This is a genomic window from Kosakonia sp., assembly GCF_032104925.1.
In the GTDB taxonomy this organism is placed as follows: Bacteria; Pseudomonadota; Gammaproteobacteria; order Enterobacterales; family Enterobacteriaceae; genus Kosakonia.
The window spans coordinates 95915-119630 of record NZ_DAMCGF010000012.1 but is presented as its reverse complement, the minus strand read 5'-3'; the positions used below and the strand labels follow the sequence as shown (position 1 = coordinate 119630).

The 23716-nt window shown below is 54.7% G+C and carries 22 protein-coding genes; 10 read left to right on the top strand and 12 right to left on the bottom strand.

All coding sequences use genetic code 11. The annotated features are described in order from the left end of the window. Positions 1-41: 41 nt before the first annotated feature. The 11 genes from RT644_RS20050 to msrP all read right to left on the bottom strand — a co-directional run bounded on the left by RT644_RS20050 (position 42) and on the right by msrP (position 8850). Positions 42-203 carry a DUF2556 family protein gene (locus RT644_RS20050; protein ID WP_020455476.1) on the bottom strand — a complete coding sequence of 54 codons (162 nt, stop codon included), beginning with the start codon at positions 201-203 and terminating at the stop codon, positions 42-44. Positions 204-365: 162 nt separating this feature from the next. Next, entirely contained in the window at positions 366-662 is a 297-nt protein-coding gene (gene fis / locus RT644_RS20045) for a DNA-binding transcriptional regulator Fis (protein WP_000462905.1), read from the bottom strand. A gap of 25 nt (positions 663-687) precedes the next feature. Continuing rightward, on the bottom strand, positions 688-1653 hold the full coding sequence (gene dusB / locus RT644_RS20040) for a tRNA dihydrouridine synthase DusB (RefSeq protein ID WP_044489505.1): 966 nt from the start codon (positions 1651-1653) through the stop codon (positions 688-690). A gap of 369 nt (positions 1654-2022) precedes the next feature. Next, on the bottom strand, positions 2023-2904 hold the full coding sequence (gene prmA, locus RT644_RS20035) for a 50S ribosomal protein L11 methyltransferase (protein ID WP_020455474.1): 882 nt from the start codon (positions 2902-2904) through the stop codon (positions 2023-2025). Positions 2905-2915: 11 nt separating this feature from the next. Beyond that, positions 2916-4367 (bottom strand): sodium/pantothenate symporter, encoded by a 1452-nt coding sequence (panF, locus tag RT644_RS20030; RefSeq protein ID WP_160268517.1) that lies wholly within the window; start codon positions 4365-4367, stop codon positions 2916-2918. Next, the gene (locus tag RT644_RS20025; RefSeq protein ID WP_017457282.1) at positions 4357-4599 is read right to left on the bottom strand and encodes a YhdT family protein; all 243 of its coding nucleotides are present in this window, start codon (positions 4597-4599) and stop codon (positions 4357-4359) included. Before RT644_RS20025 ends, panF begins: the two co-directional genes overlap by 11 nt. Before the next feature lie 108 nt (positions 4600-4707). Continuing rightward, entirely contained in the window at positions 4708-6057 is a 1350-nt protein-coding gene (accC, locus tag RT644_RS20020; RefSeq protein ID WP_017457283.1) for an acetyl-CoA carboxylase biotin carboxylase subunit, read from the bottom strand. A gap of 11 nt (positions 6058-6068) precedes the next feature. Further along, on the bottom strand, positions 6069-6539 hold the full coding sequence (gene accB / locus RT644_RS20015) for an acetyl-CoA carboxylase biotin carboxyl carrier protein (protein WP_020455472.1): 471 nt from the start codon (positions 6537-6539) through the stop codon (positions 6069-6071). A gap of 21 nt (positions 6540-6560) precedes the next feature. Further along, the gene (gene aroQ / locus RT644_RS20010) at positions 6561-7013 is read right to left on the bottom strand and encodes a type II 3-dehydroquinate dehydratase (protein ID WP_020455471.1); all 453 of its coding nucleotides are present in this window, start codon (positions 7011-7013) and stop codon (positions 6561-6563) included. A 235-nt stretch (positions 7014-7248) separates the two neighbouring features. Continuing rightward, entirely contained in the window at positions 7249-7848 is a 600-nt protein-coding gene (gene msrQ, locus RT644_RS20005) for a protein-methionine-sulfoxide reductase heme-binding subunit MsrQ (RefSeq protein ID WP_020455470.1), read from the bottom strand. Further along, positions 7849-8850 carry a protein-methionine-sulfoxide reductase catalytic subunit MsrP gene (msrP, locus tag RT644_RS20000; protein WP_313627802.1) on the bottom strand — a complete coding sequence of 334 codons (1002 nt, stop codon included), beginning with the start codon at positions 8848-8850 and terminating at the stop codon, positions 7849-7851. A gap of 289 nt (positions 8851-9139) precedes the next feature. On the opposite strand from msrP, the gene csrD reads away from it, so the two are divergent. The 8 genes from csrD to tldD all read left to right on the top strand — a co-directional run bounded on the left by csrD (position 9140) and on the right by tldD (position 21431). Next, positions 9140-11077: an RNase E specificity factor CsrD gene (csrD, locus tag RT644_RS19995; protein WP_020455468.1), complete on the top strand. Its 1938-nt coding sequence runs from the start codon at positions 9140-9142 to the stop codon at positions 11075-11077. A gap of 305 nt (positions 11078-11382) precedes the next feature. Next, a complete protein-coding gene (gene mreB, locus RT644_RS19990; RefSeq protein WP_006818047.1) occupies positions 11383-12426 on the top strand; it encodes a rod shape-determining protein MreB in 1044 nt (347 codons plus the stop codon). Between the two features lie 64 nt (positions 12427-12490). Continuing rightward, positions 12491-13489 (top strand): rod shape-determining protein MreC, encoded by a 999-nt coding sequence (mreC, locus tag RT644_RS19985; protein WP_017457289.1) that lies wholly within the window; start codon positions 12491-12493, stop codon positions 13487-13489. Next, positions 13489-13977, top strand: a complete 489-nt coding sequence (gene mreD, locus RT644_RS19980) for a rod shape-determining protein MreD (RefSeq protein ID WP_020455466.1) — start codon at positions 13489-13491, stop codon at positions 13975-13977. Before mreC ends, mreD begins: the two co-directional genes overlap by 1 nt. A gap of 7 nt (positions 13978-13984) precedes the next feature. Beyond that, positions 13985-14578 carry a Maf family protein gene (locus tag RT644_RS19975; RefSeq protein WP_020455465.1) on the top strand — a complete coding sequence of 198 codons (594 nt, stop codon included), beginning with the start codon at positions 13985-13987 and terminating at the stop codon, positions 14576-14578. Next, positions 14568-16037 (top strand): ribonuclease G, encoded by a 1470-nt coding sequence (rng, locus tag RT644_RS19970; RefSeq protein ID WP_017457292.1) that lies wholly within the window; start codon positions 14568-14570, stop codon positions 16035-16037. The genes RT644_RS19975 and rng overlap by 11 nt, the downstream gene beginning before the upstream one ends. Before the next feature lie 55 nt (positions 16038-16092). Next, positions 16093-19902 (top strand): AsmA2 domain-containing protein YhdP, encoded by a 3810-nt coding sequence (yhdP, locus tag RT644_RS19965; RefSeq protein WP_313627800.1) that lies wholly within the window; start codon positions 16093-16095, stop codon positions 19900-19902. Positions 19903-19985: 83 nt separating this feature from the next. Next, positions 19986-21431, top strand: coding sequence for a metalloprotease TldD (gene tldD, locus RT644_RS19960; RefSeq protein ID WP_044489503.1), 1446 nt, complete (start codon positions 19986-19988; stop codon positions 21429-21431). 39 nt (positions 21432-21470) lie between these two features. On the opposite strand, the gene aaeR is transcribed toward tldD, so the two are convergent. After that, positions 21471-22394: an HTH-type transcriptional activator AaeR gene (aaeR, locus tag RT644_RS19955; RefSeq protein ID WP_044489502.1), complete on the bottom strand. Its 924-nt coding sequence runs from the start codon at positions 22392-22394 to the stop codon at positions 21471-21473. A 178-nt stretch (positions 22395-22572) separates the two neighbouring features. On the opposite strand from aaeR, the gene aaeX reads away from it, so the two are divergent. Together aaeX and aaeA are read left to right on the top strand one after the other, a co-directional pair. Further along, positions 22573-22776: a p-hydroxybenzoic acid efflux pump operon protein AaeX gene (gene aaeX / locus RT644_RS19950; protein WP_020455461.1), complete on the top strand. Its 204-nt coding sequence runs from the start codon at positions 22573-22575 to the stop codon at positions 22774-22776. A 7-nt stretch (positions 22777-22783) separates the two neighbouring features. Further along, positions 22784-23716, top strand: a complete 933-nt coding sequence (gene aaeA / locus RT644_RS19945) for a p-hydroxybenzoic acid efflux pump subunit AaeA (RefSeq protein ID WP_045512708.1) — start codon at positions 22784-22786, stop codon at positions 23714-23716.

The window sequence follows — 23716 nt, the reverse complement described above, 5'->3', positions numbered from 1 at the left end:
TGATGGCTGCATTTTCGCGAATTTTCGCTACAAGCAATCACTTACAGATTATTGCAGTTAACCAGTTTGAGCGGATTTACGGAGTTCATATTGCGGCACTTATCGATCTCGGTGGTCATATACTCAACCCAGTACATGATTAAGCTATCCAGCATGAGAATCGACAGGGCGAAAGCCACCAGCCACCAATACTTGCGAATCATTCCGTATCTCCCTTTCTTGCAACCATTTGTTGAAATATACACGAATCCGTAACCCCGGAATGACAGGGAAAGCGGGGTTTTTAGCGCTATTTCAGGCAATAAAAAAGGCGCTTTCCCATGCCGGTTAGCGCCTTTTTATCAATACAACTCACTGATTAAAAATCAGTTCATGCCGTATTTTTTCAGTTTTTTACGCAGCGTACCGCGGTTGATGCCCATCATCAGCGCCGCGCGGGTCTGATTACCACGGGTGTATTGCATCACCATGTCCAACAGTGGCTGTTCTACTTCAGCCAGTACCAGCTCATACAGGTCATTAACATCCTGACCATTCAGTTGAGCAAAATAGTTCTTCAGTGCCTGTTTTACCGAGTCACGGAGCGGTTTTTGGGTTACCTGATCCTGAGAGTTAACGGTAGAAACGGTCAGTACGTCAGAATTTACGCGTTGTTCGAACATAGTTCTGTCAGCTCTTTATTTCTGTTTACGCAAAATTTTCGAAGTATGCCTCCAACGCCTCCAGCTGTTCGCTGGCATTCTCAATGGCGTTGAATGTGCGCCGAAACTGGTCATTCGGAGCGTGCTCCTGGAGATACCAGGAGACGTGTTTGCGTGCGATTCGGTAACCTTTCGCCTGACCGTAAAAGTCATGCAGTTCCCGAACGTGCGCGCAAAGCAAGCGCTTAACCTCTGCCAAAGGCAGCGGGGCCAGCAGCTCCCCAGTGTCCAGATAATGCTGGATTTCCCGGAAGATCCAGGGTCTTCCCTGAGCTGCGCGGCCTATCATCAGGGCATCCGCCCCTGTATAGTCGAGCACAGCTCTGGCTTTAAGCGGGTCAGTAATGTCGCCATTCGCGATAACCGGAATGGAAACTTTCTGCTTAACTGCCCGAATACTGTCGTACTCAGCGTCTCCGTTGAACAAACAGGCGCGGGTGCGTCCATGAATGGTCAGAGCCTGAATACCACACTCTTCAGCCAGTTGGGCAATTTCTACGCAGTTACGGTGTTCTGGAGCCCAACCCGTGCGAATCTTCAGAGTGACAGGAACATCCACTGCATTAACTACCGAGGTCAGGATCGACTTCACCAGATCCGGGTATTGCAGCAGGGCGGAACCTGCAAGCTTGCGATTCACTTTTTTAGCCGGGCAACCCATATTGATATCAATAATCTGGGCGCCGCTTTCCACGTTAATACGTGCGGCTTCCGCCATTTCATCCGGGTCGCTGCCGGCAATTTGCACGGTGCGAATACCGGGTTCATCAATGTGCACCATCCGCAGTCGGGACTTGTCGCTTTCCCACACTTGTGGGTTAGAAGACATCATCTCGGATACGGTTAAACCGGCTCCCATCTCGTAGCACAACGTCCGGAATGGTCTGTCAGTAATGCCAGCCATGGGCGCTGCGATCAGGCGATTTCTGAGCTGGTGGTGTCCGATGCGCATGAGTTAAGAAATGACCATACTGTGACTGCAAGGCGGCGTATATTACGCATTTTTTGCACGAGATGAAAGGCCAAACTTTGAGCAATCCTCTGTTGTAGATCAAGGAATAGCCAGTCCACCGGGGCAATAAACGTATTAAATCATGTTTTTCATAGGGTTATGCAAAAGATAAAAATTTCACATAACGCATAAATTCGCACAAGTTATCGTTTTTTCGCGGGTGATAAGCGGCTGAACTGCTGTTTTTTCAGACAAAAATGACGATTTTTGCGAAGCTGCTCGCAATTTTTTGATCGGCATTTTGGCTGGTTTTTTCGACAGTTCAGCGCGCTGGCTCCGCGAAACGTGGCCCGCAGGCCGCGTTCAGTTTTACCTTTTCTGTCCCGTGATACGGCACCACTCTTCTTTCTCGACCACCGGATCCAGAGTAAAGAGTTCTGCATAGGCTTCGCACACGCTGTCTGCCTGGCTGGCAAGGATACCAGAAAGCCCCAGCAAACCGCCCTCGACGGGCAATACGCTGATTAGCGGCGCCAGTTCACGCAACGGGCCAGCCAGAATATTGGCAACCACCACATCGGCTTTCATCGCGTCTGGCTGGTCTTTCGGCAGGTACAACTCGAGACGCTCGGAAACGCCGTTGCGCTCAGCGTTATCACGGCTTGCCTGGATCGCTTGCGGATCGATATCAATACCGATCGCTTTAGCCGCACCCAGTTTCAGGGCGGCGATCGCAAGGATCCCGGAACCGCAGCCAAAATCGATCACAGTTTTGCCGACAAGATCCAGGCCATCGAGCCATTGCAGACACAACGAGGTGGTTGGGTGCGTGCCGGTTCCGAATGCCAGACCCGGATCGAGCATCACATTCACCGCATTGGCATCCGGCACCTCGCGCCAGCTCGGGCAGATCCACAGGCGTTCGCCAAAGCGCATCGGGTGGAAGTTGTCCATCCATTCGCGCTCCCAGTCTTTATCTTCCAGTTGCTCAATTTTATGGGCGAAACCTTCGCCGAGCAGCGGGTGTAAAGCGAGTTGGGCAACGACGTCCGCCATCTCGGTTTCCGCATCGAACAGGCCGATAACGTCGGTATCGCCCCACAGACGGGTTTCACCCGGCAGCGGTTCAAATACGGGCGTGTCGTGCGTGTCCTGGAAGGTAATGGACACCGCGCCTGCTTCCATCAGAGCATCGCTCAGATCTTCCGCATTCGCGCCGGTGGTGTTCAGTTTCAGTTGGATCCAAGGCATGGCATAACTCTTTATTCATTAACAGAAATAGTTGGGGCCTGCGGCGCGGGTTGACCGAAACGGTTCCCGACAATGAAGGCCAGCAAACTTAACAGCAGCGAGGGCACAATCGGATGGAAGCCCAGGTACTGAATATTAAAGGTGGCGAGCACGGCATACAGCGCACCGCCAACAATCATGGCGCTGAGCGCGCCGGTGGCATTCGCGCGATCCCAGTAAAGGCCCAGCACCAGCGGCCACAGGAATACCGCTTCAAGCCCGCCAAACGCCAGCAGATTCAGCCAGATGATCATCTCTGGCGGGCGCCATGCCGCCAGCATCATCAAAATGCCGAGTACCAGCGTTGTCACGGTGGAAATGCGTTTTAAGCGTGGCTCATGACGAATTTTAGTCGGCTGCGCGCTTAACCACAGGTCTTTGATGATTGTCGCGGAAGCCTGCAACAGATGCGCGTTGACATTGGACATGATCGCGGCCATCGGTGCGGCAAGGAACAACCCTGCGGCCCACGGTGGCAACACTTCGACCATCAATGTGGGAATAACCTGATCCGGCACCGACAGATTCGGTAGCACAGCACGACCCAGCGCTCCCGCCAGATGCATTCCCAGCATCAACAGCGCGATGACAATGGTGCCGATAATGATCCCACGGTGCACCGACTTGCTGTCTTTATACGAAATACAGCGCACAGCGGTATGCGGCAGACCGATAACGCCAAAACACACCAGCACCCAAAACGAGGTCATAAACGCCGGGGAAAGAATGTCGTGCGCGCCCTGCGGGCTAACCAGTTTCGGATCGATATGCTGCAAGGTAGCAACGGCGTTATGCAATCCGCCCGCCGCATGGATCACGCCGACCAGTAACACCAGCGTACCAATCAGCATCACCAGACCTTGCATGGTGTCGTTTAACACACTGGCGCGAAAACCGCCAAACGCCGTATACAACGCGATAGTAATGCCGAAGATCAGCAGGCCCGATTCGTATTTGATGCCGGCCGCTGTCTCCAGCAGACGCGCGCCGCCGATAAACTGCACGGCAATCGCACCGACAAAGGCCACCAGCAGGCTGACGCTGGCGATCCACACGACCGCGCGGCTCTGGTAGCGCGCCATCAGCATGTCGTTGAGCGTAATGGCATTGTAGCGACGTGCCAGAATTGCGAATTTTTTGCCGAGAATGCCCAGCGACAGCCAAATGGTGGGAACCTGGATCATCGCCAGCAGCACCCAGCCAAGGCCGAATTTGTACGCGGCTCCCGGCCCGCCAATAAACGAACTGGCGCTGACATAGGTTGCGGTCAGCGTCATCGCCAGCACAAATCCGCCCATGGAACGGCTACCGAGGAAGTACTCGCTCAGGAAAGTACCGCTGCTACGCTGGCGCATCGCATAGAAAGAGAGGCCGAAGACAACGATCAGGTAGATTATCAGCACGGCGATAATTTCAGTTTGCATCGTTATCCTCCAGAGAGATATCGCGGAAGATAAAACGCACCATCGCCCAGCAAAGTAAAACAAATACCAGCGGCGTAAGCAGGCAGGCCAGTTCAAACCAACGCGGCAGCCCGGTGAAGCCCTGCTCTGTACCTGGTAGGTAAGCGCACACTAACCAGGCGGCAAGATAAAGAAGGGTCAGCCACAGCGCCCAGCGGGCTTCTTTGTGAGCCTGAACAAAACGGTTGTCCATTTTTGTCCCTTGTAAATGAAGAAAGCGGGGATTGTACCCTATGGGCAGGTTCCGGGGAGAGAAAAACAAAAAAGGCCGGAAGATCCGGCCTTTTGCGCTGATTGCAGATTATTTTTCCTGCAAACCGAGTTTTTTCTCCAGATAGTGGATGTTGGTGCCACCATGCTGGAAGTTCTCGTCGCTCATAATACGCATCTGCAGATCAACGTTGGTTTTGATCCCGTCGATAATCAGCTCCTGCAACGCATTCTTCATGCGCGCAATCGCCACATCGCGGCTCTCGCCGTAGCAGATAAGCTTGCCAATCATTGAATCGTAATACGGCGGTACGGTGTAACCGGCGTAAATATGCGATTCCCAGCGCACACCAAACCCACCAGGGGCATGGAAGCGAGTGATTTTGCCCGGGCTAGGCAGGAAGGTGTTCGGATCTTCGGCGTTAATACGGCATTCCACCGCATGGCCTTTCACCACCACTTCTTCTTGCTTAATGGACAGCGGCTGACCGGCTGCGATACGCAACTGCTCTTTGATCAGGTCAACGCCGGTAATCATTTCGGTAACCGGGTGCTCAACCTGAATACGGGTGTTCATCTCGATGAAGTAGAACTCGCCGTTTTCGAACAGAAACTCAAACGTACCCGCTCCGCGATAGCCGATATCGACACAGGCTTTCGCACAGCGCTCGCCGATATAGCGACGCAGTTCCGGGGTGATGCCCGGTGCTGGTGCTTCTTCGACCACTTTCTGGTGGCGGCGCTGCATGGAGCAGTCGCGCTCTGCCAGATAGATAGCGTTACCCTGACCATCGGCCAGCACCTGGATCTCGACGTGGCGAGGATTTTCCAGGTATTTTTCCATGTACACCATGTCGTTGTTGAAAGCGGCTTTCGCTTCCGCACGCGTCATGCTGATGGACTGCGCCAGGTCGGCGTCTTTGCGCACAACGCGCATACCGCGACCGCCGCCGCCGCCGGAGGCTTTGATGATAACCGGGTAACCGATGCGCTTAGCATGGGCGCGGTTTGCATCCATATCGTCGCCCAGCGGGCCGTCTGAACCCGGTACGGTCGGTACGCCAGCTTTCTTCATGGCGGTGATTGCCGACACTTTGTCGCCCATCAGGCGGATGGTGTCTGCTTTCGGGCCGATGAAGATAAAGCCGGAGCGCTCAACCTGCTCAGCGAAGTTGGCGTTCTCAGAGAGGAAGCCATAACCCGGGTGAATCGCCACCGCGCCGGTGATTTCGGCGGCGGAGATAATTGCCGGGATATTCAGATAGCTTTTTACTGATGGCGCAGGACCGATACATACGGTCTCATCTGCCAGCAGTACGTGTTTTAAATCGCGATCCGCAGTGGAGTGCACGGCGACAGTCTTGATGCCCAGTTCTTTACAGGCACGAAGAATACGCAGTGCAATCTCGCCGCGGTTGGCGATAACAATTTTATCCAGCATGTGCGCCTCGTTTACTCGATGACGACCAGCGGCTCGTCAAATTCAACCGGTTGGCCACTTTCAACCAGAATGGCTTTCACCACGCCTGATTTATCGGCTTCGATCTGGTTCATCATTTTCATGGCTTCAACGATGCACAGGGTATCGCCCACGTTGACTTTCTGGCCGATTTCGATAAACGCTTTCGCGTCCGGGCTCGGGGTGCGATAGAAGGTTCCGACCATCGGGGAACGTACGATGTGACCACTGATTTCCGCTGCGGCTGCAGGGGCTTCCGGCGCTGCGGCAGTTGCGACAGCGTTAGACAGGGCTGGTTGCTGTTGCATCATCGGCGCAGCATAAGCCTGCTGCATCACCGGGAAGCCAGCATTCGGCGCGCTGCGGCTGATGCGCACAGACTCTTCGCCTTCAGAAATTTCCAGTTCGGAGATGCCTGATTCTTCAACCAGCTCGATCAGTTTCTTAATCTTACGAATATCCATGAGTGGGTTCCGTACTCTTGTTTAGTGTGATTGTGACAGGCGTTTTACCGCCGTCTGTAAAGCGTATGAATAACCTTCCGCACCCAGCCCGCAAATAACACCTTCGGCGATATCTGACAGATACGAGTGGTGGCGGAATGGCTCCCGCGCATGCACGTTGGTCAGGTGGATCTCGATAAACGGGATGTCGACTGCCAACAATGCGTCGCGGATAGCAACACTGGTGTGCGTAAACGCGGCCGGATTGATCAGGATGAAGTCCATAATGTCTTTAGCCTGATGAATACGGTCGATGATTGCGTACTCCGCGTTTGACTGAAAATGCGCCAGTTCCACATCAAGCGCTGCCGCTTCGGTGCTCAAACCGTTAACAATCTCGCTGAGCGTAAGCGTGCCGTACTTATCCGGCTCGCGGGTGCCAAGCATGTTCAGGTTCGGTCCGTTCAAAACTAATATGTGGAACTTGCCAGCCATTGTGCCGCTATCTCCTGCGATTCTCGGGTAAAAAACAAAATATACCTTCGATTCGCGATTGTCACCTTTTCAGAGGCTAAAAACCCCTGTCAGGAAAACCAAAGTCGCACATTATAACGATTTCGTAGCAATTGGCAGCTAAATACTGGTCTTATCAGGGAAGATTATCAACCACCGCCCGGAATCTGGCGGTGAATGATAGTAGATCTGCGGAGAACTGCACACAATGAGCGTGTTAACGCCACCATTGGCGAAACTTCTTATAGCGCCACGCTAACAGTCCAATCGCGGCGGCAGCGTAAAGGATCGGCTGCGGTGACAAGATTTTCACCGACCAAAGGTAGTGAATCGGTGCGAGGATCGCCACCAGATAGACGAAATTGTGTAGTTGTTGCCAGCGTTTTCCCAGCTTGCGCTGCGCCCATTGCGTTGAGGTCAACGCCAATGCCAGCAAAATCAGCCAACTTACGGCACCCAGCGTTAAATAAGGGCGCGTTACCAACTCTTGTCCTAATAATGAAAGATTATTAATACCCAGTTCCAGCAAGGTGTAGCTGGTCAGGTGCAGCGTCGCCCAGGCAAAGCACCACAGCCCCAGCAAACGCCGGGTTCTGATCAATAAAGGTTGTTTCGCGTAGCGTGCCAGCGGTGCTACCAGCAAACTGGCGAGCAGGAATTTAAGCGCCATTCTGCCCGTAAAATGCTGGATGTCTTTCGCCGGATCGGCGCTGAAATAGCCCTGATTCGCCGCCCAGAAAAGCCAAAGTAAAGGCAGCAGACCCGCCAGATGCAATGCGACTTTTAACCATGTCACCTGTTTTGCCGTTAAGCGCACTCAGAAATTCTCCCGCAGATCTAACCCGTGATAAAGCGAAGCCACTTCTTCAGCGTAGCCATTAAACAGCAGCGTTGGCTGACGTTTTACATCCAGCGCGCCGCCGGATCCAATAAAACGTTCCGTTGCTTGTGACCAGCGTGGGTGATCCACATGCGGGTTCACGTTGGCGTAGAAGCCATATTCATCGGGCGCGGCAAGGTTCCAGGTGGTCGGCGGTCGTTTACTGGTGAGCTTGATACTGACTATCGATTTGATGCCTTTAAAACCATATTTCCACGGCACAGTCAGGCGGATCGGTGCGCCGTTCTGCGGCGGCAGCGCTTTGCCATACACCCCGACAGTAAGCAGCGTGAGCGGATGCATCGCTTCATCTATACGTAACGCTTCAACATACGGGTATTTAAGGCCTCCGCCGATAAATCGGTCTTTTTGCCCCGGCATCTGATCCGGTGCGTAAAGTGTCTGGAACGCGACATATTTTGCGTTGCTGGTGGGTTCAACTAACGCCAGCAGTTTATGCAGCGGGAAGCCGATCCACGGCACCACCATCGACCAGGCCTCTACGCAGCGCATCCGGTAGATTCGCTCTTCCAGCGGGAAACGCGAGGTCAGCGCCGCGTGGTCGAGGGTTAACGGTTTCGCGACTTCACCATCAATGGTCAGTGTCCAGGGATCGGTTTTCATTCCCCCGGCGTTGGCGGCAGGATCGGCTTTATCGAGGCCAAATTCATAGAAGTTGTTATAGCCGGTGACTTTCTCTTCCGGTGTCAGCGGGAGAGAGGCTTTCCACTGCGCAGGTTGCGTAAACTCGAGCGGTTTTCCTGATGGCGCTTTTGGCCGGTCATGGCCTTTAAACCAGTCCAACAGATCGGCCCGCGCGCCGGGTGCCAGGGTCAATGCCGAGGCGCTAATTCCCAGCATTTTCAGCACCTGGCGGCGCTGTAACATAAAAACGGATTCCGCAGTGACATCGGCTTCAGTTAGTTTTTTCTTCATCACATCCTCCGTTAGTCTCTCGTCAAGCATGGTGTAAGCGAAGCGTGAGCGCGAGCATGAGTGTGTTACCAAACATTGTAAATAGTCAGGTTAAGACATTTTTCAGGCTTATTGATTGTTGGCAAAAAATTTCTGAGGGCTATACTCGCAGATATGAAACGCGGTGCCAGTTTTCCCTGCCGCCTCCACGCTATCCCGGGACGCGGGTAGACACCAAAGTTAGCACTTACTTCTATGACGTAACCCTGAGCGGTATCGTTTCGTTCTTTATACAAGCGGAGTTAACACAAGGATGCGATTAACGACGAAATTTTCAGCTTTTGTGACGCTACTGACAGGGCTGGCGTTTTTCGTCACCCTGATTGGATGTTCACTGAGCTTCTATAACGCCATTCAAAATAAGGTTGCCAATCGTGTGGAAGCGGTGGCGGCAATTATTGATACGCGCTTGATCTCAACGCCGGTTTCCCGGCTGTTGCCGCAGCTTGATGAATTAATGGTGCCGGTAGACATTATTGAGATTCAGATTAAGCAAGGCCAGCGCACGGTGCTCAGTTATTCGCATAACGGAAGTTATCGCCCGGCGGGCAGCAACTATCAATATCGGGAGCTGCATATTCCCTCCCTGAAAAATCCCGGTTTCACCTTCACGCTGGTTTACCAGGATCCCATGGCGAACTACTTTCGTTCGTTGTTAACCACCGCGCCGCTGACGGTGGCGATCGGTTTTATGATTGTGATCCTCTTTCTCTCCGTTCGCTGGTTGCGGCGACAGCTTTCCGGGCAGGAACTGCTGGAGACACGCGCGACGCGGATCCTCAACGGCGAGCGCGGGCCGCAGGTTCGCGGCAGCATTTATGAGTGGCCATCACGCACCAGCAGCGCGCTGGATGTGTTGCTGACCGATATCCAGTTTGCCAGCGATCAACGTAGCCGCATGGATACGCTTATCCGCTCCTATGCGGCGCAGGACAAGCGAACGGGCCTCAATAACCGTCTGTTTTTTGATAACCAGCTCGCCACGCTGCTGGAAGATCAGGAAAAGGTGGGTTCGCACGGCGTGGTGATGATGATCCGTTTGCCGGACTTTGATCTGCTGCGCGATAGCGGCGGAACCACCACCGAAGAGTATCTCTTTACCCTCATTAACCTGCTTTCTACTTTTATTATGCGTTATCCCGGTGCGTTACTGGCTCGCTACCATCGCAGCGACTTCGCCGTACTGCTGCCGCATCGCACATTAAAGGAAGCGGAGAGCATCGCCGGGCAGATCCTGAAAGCAGTGGACGGGTTACCCCCAAATAAAGCGCTGACCCGCGAAGACATTATGCACATTGGTATTTGTGCCTGGCGTAGTGGGCAAGCCGGTGTGCAAGTCATGGAGCATGCCGAAGCCGCAGCGCGCAACGCGGTGTTGCAGGGCGGAAACAGTTGGTCAGTGTACGACGACACATTGCCGGAGCAAGGGCGTGGAAATGTGCGCTGGCGGACGCTGATTGAGCAGATGCTGAGCCGCGGCGGGCCGCGCGTGTATCAGAAACCGGCGATCAACCGTGATGGCCAGGTTCATCACCGCGAGCTGATGTGCCGCATTTTCGACGGCGAACAAGAAGTGATTGCCGAAGAGTATATGCCCATGGTGCAGCAGTTTGGCCTGGCTGAAGAGTATGACCGCCTGCAGGTGACGCGGCTGATTCCGTTTATGGGTTTTTGGCCGGAAGAAAACCTCGCCATGCAAATAACAGTGGAATCATTAATCCGCCCCCGTTTTCAACGCTGGCTACGCGATATATTAATGCAGTGCGAAAAATCTCAACGTAAACGGATTATTTTTGAACTTGCTGAGGCGGATGTTTGTCAACATATCAGCCGGTTACAGTCGGTGGTGCGTTTAATCAACGCATTAGGCGCCCGCGTGGTGGTAAATCAGGCGGGTCTGACGTTGGTGAGCACCAGTTGGATTAAAGCGTTGGATGTTGAATTATTAAAGCTGCATCCGGGGCTGGTCAGGAACATTGAAAAGCGCACCGAAAACCAGCTTCTGGTGCAAAGCCTCGTGGAAGCGTGCAAAGGCACGCGAACGCGAGTTTTCGCGACCGGCGTTCGCTCTCGTGGCGAATGGCAGACGCTGGTGGAACGGGGTGTTGCGGGTGGGCAGGGCGATTTTATCGCGGCTTCCCAACCGCTCGATACCAATGTGAAAAAATATTCGCAAAGATACTCGGTTTGAACTGCTGTTTAAGTCGTTTTCACGTAGAATAATGCGCGCTGCCATGTTTGGGGGTGTGCGTGCCTGCCCGCCGGATTATCGCAGTGAACAAAGCCGGTTTGTCCTTATGAAAAACTGCAAACGCAACAGACTGGAAGATGGGCTTTTTTTACTTCCGGGCAGAATCATGTCGTTTTGCAACAAAGGAAACAAACTGCACTAATTTTCACCGTAGCAGATGATTCTTATGCCTTGTCGCTGCTACGTGTGGTTGGTAAAGTAAGCGGATTTTGTTTCCGCCCCAGCTTTCAGGATTATCCCTTAGTATGTTGAAAAAATTTCGTGGCATGTTTTCCAATGACCTGTCCATTGACCTGGGTACCGCGAATACCCTGATTTATGTAAAAGGACAAGGCATCGTACTGAATGAGCCTTCCGTGGTGGCCATTCGCCAGGATCGTGCCGGTTCACCGAAAAGTGTGGCCGCAGTCGGTCATGAAGCGAAACAGATGCTTGGTCGTACGCCGGGCAATATCGCAGCCATCCGCCCGATGAAAGACGGCGTCATCGCCGACTTCTTCGTGACCGAAAAAATGCTTCAGCACTTTATCAAACAAGTGCACAGCAACAGCTTTATGCGTCCGAGCCCGCGCGTTCTGGTTTGTGTGCCGGTTGGCGCCACTCAGGTTGAACGCCGCGCAATTCGTGAATCCGCGCAGGGCGCTGGTGCTCGTGAAGTGTTCCTGATTGAAGAACCGATGGCGGCCGCAATTGGCGCTGGCTTACCGGTTTCTGAAGCGACCGGTTCAATGGTGGTGGATATCGGTGGTGGTACCACTGAAGTTGCCGTTATCTCCCTGAACGGCGTGGTTTACTCCTCTTCTGTTCGTATTGGTGGTGACCGCTTCGATGAGGCGATCATTAATTACGTTCGTCGTAACTACGGCTCCCTGATTGGTGAAGCGACCGCAGAACGTATCAAACACGAAATTGGCTCTGCTTACCCGGGCGATGAAGTGCGTGAAATCGAAGTGCGTGGCCGTAACCTGGCTGAAGGTGTTCCGCGTGGCTTCACGCTGAATTCCAACGAAATTCTGGAAGCGCTGCAGGAACCGCTGACCGGCATCGTGAGTGCAGTGATGGTTGCGCTGGAACAGTGCCCGCCGGAACTGGCTTCTGATATCTCTGAGCGCGGTATGGTATTGACCGGTGGTGGCGCGCTGCTGCGCAACCTTGACCGCCTGTTGATGGAAGAAACGGGTATTCCAGTTGTAGTTGCAGAAGATCCACTGACTTGCGTAGCGCGCGGCGGCGGCAAGGCGCTGGAAATGATCGACATGCACGGCGGCGACTTGTTCAGCGAAGAATAGTCCGCGTCAGATGCGAAGCGGATAGTCGCTTCGCATCTGTCTGGCCTGAGAATACGCAAAGCCTATGAAGCCAATTTTTAGCCGTGGCCCGTCACTGCAGATTCGCCTTTTCCTGGCGGTTGTGGTGGCGCTCGGAGTCATTATTGCCGACAGCCGCCTCGGTACGTTCAGTCAAATCAGAACGTACATGGATACTGCCGTCAGTCCTTTCTATTTTATTTCCAATGGTCCCCGCGAATTATTAGATAACGTTTCCCAGACGTTGGCCTCGCGCGACCAGCTTGAGCTTGAAAACCGGGCATTACGTCAGGAACTGCTGCTAAAAAACAGTGAATTGCTGATGTTAGGGCAGTACAAGCAGGAGAACGCGCGCCTGCGTGAACTGCTGGGCTCTCCGCTGCGTCAGGATGAGCAGAAAATGGTGACCCAGGTGATCTCGACGGTTAACGATCCTTACAGCGACCAGGTGGTTATCGACAAAGGTAGTGCGAACGGGGTGTACGAAGGCCAGCCGGTGATCAGCGATAAAGGCGTTGTCGGCCAGGTAGTGGCGGTAGCGAAACTGACCAGCCGCGTCCTGTTGATTTGCGATGCCACTCATGCGCTGCCGATTCAGGTGCTGCGTAACGATATCCGCGTGATTGCCGCCGGTAACGGCTGCACAGACGATCTGCAACTCGAACATTTACCGGCGAATACGGATATTCGTGTTGGCGATGTGCTGGTGACATCAGGTCTGGGCGGGCGTTTCCCGGAAGGGTATCCGGTTGCGGTGGTCTCGTCGGTTAAGCTGGATACCCAGCGTGCTTATACCGTGATTCAGGCGCGGCCAACCGCAGGTCTGCAACGTTTGCGTTATCTGTTGTTGCTGTGGGGCGCGGATCGTAACGGTACTAACCCAAGAACACCGGAAGATGTGCATCGTGTGGCGAACGAACGTCTGCTGCAGATGATGCCGCAGGTACTTCCTTCTCCTGATGCGATGGGTCCGCCTGCGCCAATGCCCGCTCCGGCGACTGGCATTACGCAGCCGCCGCCGCAAGTCTCTCCGGGAGGGCAATAGTGGCAAGTTACCGTAGCCAGGGGCGCTGGGTTATCTGGCTCTCGTTTTTAATTGCACTGTTGCTTCAAATCATGCCCTGGCCGGATGACATCATTGTCTACCGGCCAAACTGGGTATTGCTCATTTTGCTTTACTGGATCCTCGCGCTGCCGCACCGCGTAAATGTTGGCACGGGTTTCGCGATGGGTGCCATACTGGATCTGATTAGCGGATCCACCCTCGGTGTACGCGCGCTTTCGTTAAGTATTGTCGCCTATCTGGTCGCACTGAAATTCCAGTTGTTCCGTAATCTGGCGCTCTGGCAACAGGCGCTGGTGGTGATGCTGTTGTCGCTGGCGACAGAAGTTATTGTCTTCTGGGCGGAGTTTCTGGTTATTAATGTGTCGTTTAAACCAGAAATTTTCTGGAGCAGCCTGGTCAATGGCGTGCTCTGGCCGTGGCTCTTCCTGTTAATGCGTAAGATCCGCCAACAGTTTGCGGTGCAATAAGGCGTTTATGACTGATATCTGGCTTGCTTCCGGTTCTCCTCGTCGCCAGGAGTTGCTCACCCAACTGGGCGTCACTTTCACGCGTATTGTTCCGGGTATTGAGGAACAGCGTCAGGCGCAGGAGAGCGCCCGCCAGTATGTGTTACGCCTCGCGCGCGAAAAAGCGCAGGCCGGTGTGGCGATGGCCACAAGCGATCTGCCAGTGCTGGGCGCGGACACAATCGTCATATTTAATGGTGAAGTGCTTGAAAAACCAAAAGACTCCTCGCATGCTGCCAGTATGTTGCGCCAGCTTTCCGGGCAAACACATCAGGTGATGACGGCGGTTGCGTTGGCAGATAGCCAGCATGTGCTCGATTGTCTGGTGGAAACAGAAGTGACTTTCAGAGTGTTATCGGAAAAGGATATCGCCGATTACGTCGCCAGCGGGGAACCGCTGGATAAAGCCGGTGCTTATGGCATTCAGGGGCTGGGTGGCTGTTTCGTGAGAAAAATAAACGGTAGTTATCATGCCGTTGTGGGTTTACCGCTGGTGGAAACCTGGGAATTGCTGAGCAATTTTAACGCACTGCGCGAGGGAAAAGATAATCATGACGGCTGAATTGTTGGTCAACGTTACTCCATCGGAAACACGCGTCGCTTATATTGACGGCGGCATCCTGCAGGAAATTCACATCGAGCGCGAAGCACGGCGCGGGATAGTAGGCAATATCTACAAAGGTCGGGTCAGCCGGGTTCTGCCGGGCATGCAGGCGGCTTTTGTAGATATTGGTCTGGAAAAGGCGGCGTTCCTGCACGCCTCCGACATTATGCCGCACACCGAATGCGTTGCCGGGGAAGAGCAGAAAAACTTCACCGTGCGCGACATCTCCGAACTGGTCCGCCAGGGGCAGGACTTAATGGTGCAGGTGGTAAAAGATCCGCTGGGTACTAAAGGTGCGCGCCTGACCACGGATATCACACTGCCATCCCGTTACCTGGTCTTTATGCCGGGCGCTTCGCATGTCGGCGTTTCCCAGCGTATTGAGAGTGAAGCCGAGCGTGAACGCCTTAAGCAGGTCGTTGCGGCGTATTGCGATGAGCAGGGCGGTTTTATTATCCGTACTGCGGCTGAAGGCGTGTGTGAAGAGGATCTCGCCTCCGATGCGGCGTACCTCAAGCGCGTCTGGACGAAGGTGATGGAGCGTAAAAAGCGCCAACAAAGCCGCTGCAAACTGTACGGTGAACTGGCGCTGGCGCAGCGCGTGCTGCGCGATTTCGCCGACGCTCATCTGGATCGTATCCGTGTGGATTCGCGTCTGACGTTTGAAGCGCTGCTGGAGTTCACGGCGGAATACATCCCTGAGATGACCAGCAAGCTCGAACACTACAGCGGCCGCCAGCCGATTTTCGATCTTTACGATGTGGAGAATGAAATTCAGCGCGCGCTGGAGCGCAAAGTGGAACTGAAATCGGGCGGCTATCTGATCATCGATCAAACCGAAGCGATGACCACCGTTGATATCAACACCGGTGCGTTTGTCGGCCATCGCAATCTCGACGACACCATCTTCAACACCAACATTGAAGCCACGCAGGCCATTGCCCGCCAGCTGCGCTTACGCAATCTGGGCGGCATTATCATCATCGATTTTATCGATATGAATAATGACGATCATCGCCGCCGCGTGTTGCACTCGCTGGAGCAGGCGCTGAGCAAAGATCGGGTTAAAACCAGCATTAATGGTTTCTCCCAGCTTGGTCTGGTCGAAATGACGCGTAAACGCACGCGCGAAAGCGTGGAACATGTCCTCTGTAATGAATGCCCCACCTGTCATGGACGCGGCACCGTTAAAACGGTAGAAACCGTGTGCTATGAAATCATGCGCGAGATCGTTCGCGTGCATCATGCTTATGATTCCGATCGTTTCCTGGTTTACGCTTCCCCGGCGGTGGCGGAAGCCCTGAAAGGTGAAGAGTCGCACGCGCTGGCGGAGGTGGAAATCTTCGTTGGCAAGCAGGTAAAAGTGCAAATCGAGCCGCTCTATAATCAGGAGCAGTTTGACGTAGTAATGATGTAATTCGCAGCGTGCTGCGACATGAGCGGGTCTGGGTTTGGTTGACAAGGAGAGAGGCGTGAGGCGACTGCCGGGGATATTGCTGCTTACAGGCGCGACGCTGATTGTTATCGCGGCGCTGCTGGTAAGTGGGCTGCGCCTTGTCCTGCCCCATCTGGATAGCTGGCGCGAGCCCATTCTGGCGCGTATCACCGCACAAACCGGCGTTCCTGTCTCGGCCAGCCAGATCCAGGCGCGCTGGGAAAATTTCGGCCCTGAACTGGATGTGCGCGATATTAACGCGACGCTGCCCGATGGCGGCGAGCTGTCGGTCAAACGTGTGACGCTGGCGCTGGATGTCTGGCAAAGCCTGCTGCACATGCGCTGGCAGTTTCGCAATCTCACCTTTTATCAGCTGGTCGCGCATAGCAATACCCCGCTACAACGCAATGACACCGGCGAACCTATCACCACGGATCGCATCAGCGATCTGTTTTTACGCCAGTTCGATCACTTTGATCTGCGCGACAGCCGCATCAGCTTCTTAACGCTTTCCGGACAGCGCGCTGAGCTGGCGATCCCGCAACTTACCTGGCTTAACGGCAACGATCGTCACCGTGCGGAAGGGCAAGTCAGCCTGTCGAGCCTCACCGGTCAGCACGGCATTATGCAGGTACGCATGGATCTACGCGACGACAACGGGCTGTTGAATAATGGCCGCGTGTGGTTGCAGGCGGACGACATTGATGTCAAACCCTGGCTCGCCAAATGGATGCAGGATAAGGTCGCGCTGGATACCGCGCGCTTCAGCCTTGAAGGCTGGATGACATTAAGCAAAGGCGTGGTGGAAAGCGGCGACGTATGGCTGAAAAAAGGCGGTGCCAGCTGGCAGGGCAATAATACGCAGCACCGCATGACGGTGGATAATCTTACCGCCCATGTCTCTCGTCAGCTGCAGGGCTGGCAGTTTGATGTACCAGTAACGCGTATCGCAATTGATGATCACCCCTGGCCGCAGGGCGCGCTGAGTTTTGCCTGGGTTCCGGCACAGGAAGTGGGCGGTGCCAGCAGCGTGCGCAGCGATGAATTGCGCGTACGTGCCAGTAACCTTGAGCTCAGTGGCTTAGAGGGGCTGCTGCCGATTGCGCAGAAAATCTCCCCGGAACTGTATGACATCTGGCATACCATGCAGCCTCGCGGCAAGCTGGAGCAGTTGGCGCTGGATATCCCTTTGCAGGCGACAGAAAAAACGCGCTTCCACGCGCAGTGGCAGGATATTGCCTGGCAACAGTGGGAACTGCTGCCCGGTGTTGAACACCTCAGTGGAACGCTTGCCGGCAGCATGGAAAACGGGCGCTTAACCGCTGATATCGCGCAGGCGAAGATGCCGTATAAGACGGTATTCCCCGAACCGCTGGAGATTGAAAAAGGCGTTGCCACGCTGAACTGGCACAATAACGAACACGGCTTCCAGTTGGATGGGCGCAATATCGACGTTCAGGCTAATGCCCTGCGCGCACGCGGTGATTTCCGCTATCTCCACCTACAAGGTGATGAGCCCTGGTTAGGTATCCTGGCCGGCATCAATGTGACAGATGCCGGGCAAGCCTGGCGCTACTTCCCGGAAAATTTGATGGGTAAAGAGCTGGTAGCGTATCTGAGCTCGTCGATCAAAGGCGGGCAGACGCAAGATGCCACGCTGCTGTTTGGCGGTAATCCTAAGCTCTTCCCGTTTAAGCACAATGAAGGCCAGTTTGAAGTTGCGGTGCCGCTGCGCAACGCGACTTTTGCTTTCCAGCCTGACTGGCCGGCGCTGCAAAACCTTGATATCGATCTCGACTTCCTCAACGACGGCTTGTGGATGAAAAGTAGTCAAGTGGCGCTGGGTGGTGTAACGGCCAGCAACCTGACTGCCAACATCCCGGATTACGTCAAAGAGAAGCTGTTGATTGATGCCGACATTAACGGGCCGGGCAAAGCCGTTGGGCCCTATTTCAAAGAGACGCCGCTGCACGATACGCTGGGTAGTGCGCTGGATGAGCTGCAAATCGATGGTGATGTAAGCGCTCGCTTACATCTTGATATCCCGCTGGACGGGGAGCAGACCGTCGCCAAAGGTGACGTGGCGCTGAACAACAACAGCCTGTTTATCAAGCCACTTAACAGCACACTGAAGAACCTCAGCGGCAAATTCAGTTTCGAGAACGGTACGCTGAAAAGCGAACCATTACAGGCAACCTGGTTTAACCAACCGGTGAACCTCGATTTTTCCACCACCGAAGGGGATAAAGCCTATCAGGTGGCGGTGAATCTCAACGGAAACTGGCAACCGGCAAAAACCGGCGTTTTACCCCCACAACTTAATGATGCGCTGCGCGGCAGCATCGCATGGAAAGGCGATGTCGGCGTAGAGTTGCCGCACCGTGGCGGCACTACTTACAAGGTCAATATTGACGGCGATCTGGGCAACCTTGCCAGCACGTTACCGCCGCCGCTGGATAAACCCGCAGGCAAAGCGTTGCCGCTGAAGGTGAAGGTAGAAGGGAACCTGCACAGTTTCGATTTAACCGGTAATGCCGGTGGTAACAACCATTTTAACAGCCGCTGGTTGCTGAATAATAAGCTGACGCTCGATCGCGGGATCTGGACCTCGGACAGCCGTACGTTGCCACCGCTGCCGGATCAGGCCGGGCTTGAACTCAACTTGCCAGCAATGAACGGCGCGCAGTGGCTGGGTCTGTTCAGGCAGGGCGTGGCAAATAATGTCAGCAGTGCAACCACCTTCCCGCAGAGCATTACGCTGCGTACGCCAGCCCTGACGCTGGGAGGGCAGCAGTGGAATAACCTCAGCATTGTTTCGCAGCCGCAAGATTCGGGTTCGACCATTGAAGCGCAGGGGCGCGAAATCAGCGGTACATTGACGATCCATGATAATGCGCCGTGGCAGGCCGCGATCCGCTACCTCTACTACAACCCGTCGAACACGGCACCGAATGATGATGACATCTCTTCGCCTTCAACGCTGTTGCGCGGTCAGACACGGATCGATTTTACCGGCTGGCCGGATTTGCAACTGCGTTGCGCAGAGTGCTGGCTGTGGGGGCAAAAATATGGTCGCATCGATGGCGATTTCGCCATTCAGGGCGATACGCTGACGCTGGCGAACGGCCTGGTGGACAGCGGCACTGCGCGGCTCACCGCCGACGGTGAATGGGTCAACCGTGAAGGCGCGGAGCGTACTTCACTGAAAGGCGTGCTGCGCGGCGAGAAAATTGATTCTGCGATGGGCTTCTTTGGCATACCGACACCGGTGCGTGATTCGTCGTTTGATATTAATTATGACCTGCACTGGCGCAGCACTCCGTGGCAACCGCAGGAGGAGTCGCTCAATGGCATCCTGCGTACGCGTCTTGGCAAAGGCAAAATTACCGATATCAGCACCGGCCATGCCGGGCAGTTGCTGCGCCTGTTCAGCGTCGACTCGCTGTGGCGTAAATTGCGTTTTGATTTCAGCGATACCTTCAGCAGTGAGGGGTTCTGGTTTGATTCCATTCGCAGCACGGCGTGGATCAAAGACGGTGTGCTGCATACCGACGATACGCTGGTGGACGGTCTGGAAGCGGATATCGCCATGAAAGGCTCGGTGAATTTGGTGCGCCGCGAGCTGGATATGGAAGCGGTGGTTGCGCCAGAAATTTCCGCGACTGTCGGTGTGGCGGCGGCCTTTGCCGTTAACCCGATTGTCGGTGCGGCGGTGTTTGCCGCCAGCAAAGTGCTGGGGCCTCTGTGGAACAAAGTCTCGATTCTGCGCTACCGCATTACCGGCCCGGTCGATCAGCCGCAAATCAACGAAGTCCTGCGCCAGCCGCGTACGGACAAAAAGCAATGATTTGACGGCATCGGCGAATTGCCTCAAGCTCCTTATATCGCACTTTTTATTGCCCGCAGTGGCGGCAACGACGAGAAAAAATGATGAGTCTTAATCTGGTAAGTGAACAACTTCTGGCAGCGAACGGCCTGAGCCATCAGGATCTGTTTGCTATCCTCGGTCAACTGACCGCGCGTCGTCTTGATTACGGCGATCTCTATTTCCAGTCGAGCTATCACGAATCCTGGGTTTTAGAAGACAGCATCATTAAAGATGGTTCTTACAATATCGACCAGGGCGTGGGCGTGCGCGCCGTCAGCGGTGAGAAAACCGGTTTTGCTTATGCAGACCAAATCAGCCTGCTGGCGCTGGAACAGAGCGCGCAGGCTGCGCGTACCATCGTGCGGGAAGAGGGCGATGGCAAAGTGAAAACGCTGGGCGCGGTTGAGCATCAAAGCCTTTATACCAGCATCGATCCGCTGCAAAGCATGAGCCGGGAAGAGAAGCTCGATATTCTGCGTCGCGTGGATAAAACAGCGCGCGCGGCGGATAAACGCGTGCAGGAAGTGACCGCCAGCCTGACTGGCGTTTACGAACTCATTCTGGTGGCGGCGACCGATGGTACGCTGGCGGCGGACGTTCGCCCGCTGGTGCGGCTTTCTGTGAGCGTGCAGGTTGAAGACGACGGCAAACGCGAGCGCGGCTCCAGCGGCGGCGGCGGTCGTTTTGGTTATGACTGGTTCTTGCAGGATGTGGATGGCGACGTTCGTGCGGATGCGTGGGCGAAAGAAGCCGTGCGTATGGCGCTGGTAAATCTTTCTGCCGTTGCCGCGCCTGCGGGCACGCTGCCGGTGGTGCTTGGCGCGGGCTGGCCGGGCGTATTGCTGCACGAAGCGGTTGGACACGGGCTGGAAGGCGACTTCAACCGCCGTGGAACATCGGTATTTAGCGGCCAGATGGGGCAACTGGTGGCTTCAGAACTGTGTACCGTTGTGGACGACGGCACCATCGCCGATCGTCGCGGTTCTGTGGCGATTGATGATGAAGGAACGCCGGGCCAGTACAACGTGCTTATCGAAAACGGCGTGTTGAAAGGCTATATGCAGGACAAACTGAACGCGCGTCTGATGGGCGTCAAGCCGACCGGTAACGGGCGTCGTGAATCTTACGCGCATCTGCCGATGCCGCGTATGACCAACACCTATATGCTGGCGGGCAAATCAACGCCGCAGGAGATTATCGAATCTGTCGACTACGGTATCTACGCCCCGAATTTTGGCGGCGGCCAGGTCGATATCACTTCCGGTAAATTCGTCTTCTCCACTTCTGAGGCGTACCTGATTGAAAAAGGTAAGGTCACCAAAGCGGTGAAAGGCGCAACGCTGATTGGCTCCGGTATCGAAGCGATGCAGCAGATCTCCATGGTGGGTAACGATCTGAAGCTGGATAATGGCGTTGGCGTCTGCGGCAAAGAGGGGCAGAGCCTGCCAGTGGGGGTGGGCCAACCGACGCTGAAAGTCGATAACCTGACCGTCGGCGGTACGGCTTAACGCTCTTCTCACCCTCTTCGCACGAAGAGGGTGACTCTCTCACACGCTGCGTCCCTGCATTCCCTGATACACCTTCGCCACTTCAATAAAGTAATCCGTCAGATAGTTAATACACACCTGCACTTTTAGCGGCAGCTTATCTTTTTCGGTATAGAGCGCATAAACCGGGCGCGGATCCGACTGGTAGCGCGGCAGCAGGATCTCAAGTTGACCGCTGTTGATCTCGTCGATCACCCACATTAACGGCACGAATGCGATCCCGGCGCCTGCCGTCAGCCAGCGCGTGAGCGTCATCGGATCGTTAGTGACAAAACGCCCTTGTGGGATTAATCGCGTGGCGATCCCTTCTGGTGCCACCAGCTCAAATTCGTTATCCGGACGCACGCTGTATTCCAGCCATGAGTGGTTAACCATATCCGCTGGCTTTTCAGGAATGCCGTACTGGGCGAGGTAACTTTTTGCCGCGCAAACCACCATTGGCATCGCCCCAAGGCGGCGGGAGAAGAGGCTGGAATCCTGCAATGCGCCGACGCGGATCACCAGATCCAGACCGTCAGCGATAAGATCCGGCGCCGGGATACCCGTGACGAGATTTACCGACAAACCCGGATGCTCTTTGAGCATGTCGGCGGTCATTTTTGCCAGCACATTTTGCGCCATGGTTGAAGAACTGCCGATACGCAGCGTACCGATGGGTGTGTTGTTAAAGGCGTAAAGCTGCTCGTGAACATCCTGCACTTCATGCAGCATCCGGCGGCAACCCTGATAGTAAATCTTCCCCGCCTCGGTGAGGCCCAGACTGCGCGTGCTGCGGTTTAGCAGCTTTACCTGCAACTCATCTTCAAGTTTGGCGACGGTCTGGCTGATGGAGGAAACACTCATTTGTAGCTGTCGGGCAGCGGCGGTAAACGAACCTAATTCCACCACTTTGGCAAACACCGACATGCGTTTTAGTCGTTCCATTATTCACTCTGAGTTAAAAGTGATTTAGATCACATAATATAGATAACAGCATAACAGTTACGTTAATATACTATCTATTAAGAATATTCACGTCACTCTCGCCTGGCTCTCCTTGCCCTTACTCCTGCGGTGACGTTAGAACGAATTGTCACCTGCACGCTGTCTAATCAAGGTCAACATGAGTCTGTTTCCCGTCATCGTGGTGTTCGGTTTGTCGTTCCCACCGATTTTTGTCGAATTAATTTTATCACTGGCGATCTTCTGGCTGGTGCGCCGGATGCTGGTCCCCACCGGGATCTATGACTTTGTCTGGCACCCGGCGCTGTTTAACACTGCGCTGTATTGCTGCCTTTTTTACCTGCTGTCGCGCCTGTTTGTTTGAGGTAGAAGTGAAAACACTAACAAGAAATATCTCTCGCACCGCTATCACTATGGTGCTGGTGATCCTGGCGTTCATCGCGATTTTCCGCGCCTGGGTTTATTACACCGAATCGCCCTGGACACGCGACGCGCGATTTAGTGCCGACGTCGTCGCTATCGCGCCGGATGTCACTGGGCTTGTCACCGCCGTCAATGTGCATGACAACCAACTGGTGAAAGAGGGCCAGGTGTTGTTCACCATCGATCAACCGCGTTACCAAAAAGCGCTGGCGGAAGATGAAGCCGATGTCGCTTACTACGAAGCGCTGGTGGCGGAAAAACGCCGGGAAGCCGGGCGGCGTAATCAGTTAGGCGTACAGGCCATGTCGCGCGAAGAGATCGACCAGGCCAATAACACCCTGCAAACCGTGCTGCATCAGCTGGCCAAAGCCCAGGCGGCACGCGATCTGGCGAAGCTGGATCTGGAGCGTACGATCATTCGAGCACCGGCCGATGGTTGGGTCACGAACCTGAATGTGTATGCCGGTGAATTTATTACCCGGGGTTCCACCGCGGTGGCGCTGGTGAAACAACACACGTTCTACGTTCTGGCGTACATGGAAGAGACCAAGCTGGAAGGCGTGCGTCCGGGTTATCGCGCGGAGATCACCCCGCTTGGCAGCAACCTGGTATTGAAAGGGACGGTGGATAGCATCGCCGCAGGCGTCACGAACGCCAGCAGCAGCAATGACAGCAAAGGCATGGCGACCGTCGATTCCAACCTTGAATGGGTGCGGCTGGCGCAGCGTGTGCCGGTGCGCATTCGTCTCGACAAACAACAAGGCAACCTGTGGCCGGCGGGCACCACCGCGACGGTGGTAGTGACGGGTAAATCCGATCGTGATGAAAGCCAGGATTCGTTCTTTCGCAAAATGGCGCATCGCCTGCGTGAGCTGGGGTAA